The sequence below is a fragment of the Bacillus sp. JJ1566 genome (assembly GCF_036962685.1).
Lineage (GTDB): Bacteria > Bacillota > Bacilli > Bacillales > Bacillaceae_L > Ferdinandcohnia.
This window is the reverse complement of record NZ_JBALOP010000009.1, coordinates 1-3389: the sequence shown is the minus strand read 5'-3', so window position 1 is coordinate 3389 and position 3389 is coordinate 1. Positions and strand designations below refer to the sequence as shown.

2 protein-coding genes are annotated in these 3389 nt (G+C 34.1%); both read right to left on the bottom strand.

The window, feature by feature from the left end; all coding sequences use genetic code 11:
• Positions 1 to 22 precede the first annotated feature (22 nt).
• Positions 23 to 1159 carry a DNA polymerase III subunit beta gene (gene dnaN / locus V7112_RS05490; protein WP_335416524.1) on the bottom strand — a complete coding sequence of 379 codons (1137 nt, stop codon included), beginning with the start codon at positions 1157 to 1159 and terminating at the stop codon, positions 23 to 25.
• 254 nt (positions 1160 to 1413) lie between these two features.
• A complete protein-coding gene (gene dnaA, locus V7112_RS05485) occupies positions 1414 to 2760 on the bottom strand; it encodes a chromosomal replication initiator protein DnaA (RefSeq protein ID WP_335416522.1) in 1347 nt (448 codons plus the stop codon).
• Positions 2761 to 3389 lie beyond the last annotated feature (629 nt).

Sequence of the window (3389 nt, the reverse complement as noted above, 5' to 3'; positions counted from 1 at the left end):
GCGTTCTTAGTCTTTGGTCAATTTAGTAAGTGCGCACTGGAAGAATTAAGTGAAAGACTGTATCGTCATCAAGTGCTTTTATAAAGAATGGTCTCATTGCACCTGTAAAGCTAATTCGAATTTCAGAGCTTTCTAACGCTTTTAATGCATCCATCATATATTTTGCACTAAAAGAAATCTTTAATTCTTCACCTTCAATTGATTTACTTTGTATTTCCTCATTAACTTTTCCAATTTCAGGGGAGGTGGACGAAATTTCGACAACTCCGTCAGGTAAAGTTGTAAACTTCACAACATTATTATTTGCTTCTCTTGCAAGAAGGGAAGCGCGATCGATGGATTGTAAAAATTCCTTCGTCGCTAAAACAATCTCCGTTTTACTTTCAGTAGGAATCAATCTAGATGTATCTGGATAGCTGCCATCTAATAAACGAGAGAAGAATAATAAATGTTTTGTTTTAAATAGTACCTGGTTCTCCGTTATGACGATATCTACCAAATCAGTTGTATCATCTAAAATTTTACTTAATTCATTTAAGCTTTTACCTGGGATGACAGCACTAATCACTTCACCAGTCTCTGTTTCGATAGTTGCTGTTCTCATCGCGAGCCGGTGACTGTCTGTCGCAATACATTGTAGTGTATTATTTTCAACCTTCCAGTTTACACCTGTTAAAATAGGGCGAGTTTCAGAGGTTGAAACGGCAAATACCGTTTGACGAATCATATTTTTTAGTAAATCTCCAGGGATTTTAAATCCATGATTACCATCAATTTGCGGTAAATGTGGATATTCATCCGCATCCAGACCATTTAAATTAAATTCAGCTTTTCCAGATCGAATAATCGTTAGTAGATTTGAATGAACTTCGATTTCAACAGTATCTTTAGGAAGCTTTTTAACAATTTCACTAAAGAAACGAGCCTGTAATACTATGCTTCCTGTTTCTTTAATTTCAACAATTTCATCGCCAGCTTCTTCTGTAGGAATAAAGGATTCAATTGAAACATCAGAATCACTACCTGTAAGAGTTACCCCTTCATTTGATACTACAATTTTGATTCCGGTTAAGATTGGAATGGTTGTTCTTGAAGATACAGCTTTCATTACATCTTGAACACTTCGAACAAGATAGTCTCTTTGAATGATAAATTTCATCAAAAATCCTCCTAAAAATAGTTCTATTTTTGATTTCATACGAATACATTTGTAAGTTATATATATTTATTTTTTTTAAAGAAAAGATCGTAGAAGTACTAGTAGGCCCTGTGAGTATGTGGATAACTTGAATAAAGCAAATCAAAACAGCCTATCCACATGTGGACAGACTGTGCGCAACAACAGAGAAGTTATTCACAGTATTCACGTTACAAGTACTTGTCCAAAATAAGAGATGAAGCTTATTTTCTCTCTTAGCCCTTTAATTGGGTGATGATTTCAGTTATTTGTTTTTGTAATTGAGTGTCTGTTTTTAAAAGGTTTGAGATTTTCTCATGAGCATGAATAACTGTTGTATGGTCACGCCCACCGAATTCCTCTCCAATTTTAGGCAGTGAATTATCGGTCATTTCCCTTGAAAGATACATTGCTATTTGGCGAGGAAAGGCAATCGATTTTGTACGTTTTTTCGCCTTAAAATCCTCAAGTTTTATACTATAATGCTGACCAACAGTCTTTTGGATCTCAAAAATAGTAATCACTTTTGGTCTTGAACTTGGAATGATATCCTTTAAAGCTTCTGCAGCAAGGTCCGCATTTATGTCCTTATTTATTAAAGATGAATAGGCAACGATACGAATAAGCGCACCCTCAAGCTCACGAATATTCGTGTTGATTTGGTTCGCGATATATAGCATGACTTCATTTGGTATGTCGAGTCCCTCTGCCTTAGCTTTTTTGCGTAAAATGGCAATTCTTGTTTCAAGATCTGGAGGGGTAATATCAGTAATCAATCCCCACTCGAAACGGGAACGAAGCCTGTCCTCTAAGGTTGGAATCTCCTTCGGCGGTCTGTCACTCGAAATGACAATTTGCTTACTTTCCTCATGTAAGGTATTAAATGTATGGAAAAATTCTTCTTGAGTTGATTCTTTTCCAGCTAAAAATTGAATATCATCTATAAGTAAGATGTCGACATTTCGGTATTTATTTCGAAATTCAACAGCTTTGTTATCCCGAATAGAGTTAATGAATTCATTAGTAAATTTCTCTGATGAGAGATAGACCACTTTTGCATTCGGATTATGTTCCTGGACATAATGGCCAATCGAATGCATTAAATGAGTTTTACCTAATCCAACACCACCATATAAAAAGAGTGGGTTATAGGCTTTAGCTGGTGCTTCTGCAACGGCTAAGGACGCAGCATGTGCAAAGCGATTCCCGGATCCAATTACAAAGGTATCGAAAGTATATTTTTGATTTAGCATGTTTTGAGAGTGTTCAGCTGGTTCATCTTGTTTCGTAGCTTTTTTCTCTGGTGTTTTCAATTCGAATTCTTCATCCAGTTGGTTTTGAGGAATAATAAATTTGATTCCGAGTTCTGCACCGGTTAAATCATAAATCACTTCAGCAATAAGATGCAGATATCTAGATTCTAGCCAATCTCTAGCAAACTCATTAGGAGCTGTAATAATAAGTGTATCTTTTTGCAGGGCATGTGCTTTTGTTGATTTCAGCCATGTTTCAAAGCTAGGTTTGCTTAATTTTTTCTCAATCTCCTGGAGTGCTTTTGCCCATAAATCTGCAATATTCTCCAACAATATCCCTCCTTTGAACTTAATTCTATAAAGTATGATTCATCAAATGTATAAAAATAAGTCTTTATGCAGTCACTTTGTTTGAAATGAATAAGGTTTTATAAATATACATTCTTAGTATTTTGTGAATAACTATATAATATAGTAGAAAAACATCTTTTCGACATAATCCACTGATTGTGGACAAGTATCCATTCACAATGTGAAAAAATCTATCCACATGATATCCACATTCTGTGGATAATTAAAAATTATGAGTAACTTATTACGAGTGAAAACAAAACTATAATATCAGATAATGACTAGATAATCAATGGTTTTTGAAAACTTATCCACATAATCTATACCTTGTGGAAAATAATTATCCACAACACAAGATGATGTGTAAAACTTGTCGATAAATGTTGTGGATTAAAAAAAATGTCGATAAAAGTTGTCCACAACCAAAAAATGAGATGTAAAATTTTGATTATGAGTAAATTTTAGAGGAACAGTTGTAGATCTTAACTTCCTTTTTTCTAAATGAAGATTTGCTATCCAAAATATAGTATTTCAAATAAGGTTGACAATTTTTAATGGTTTTCACTATAATTAGTAAGACTGTCTGATGTTTAACTTTATTCAGCAGA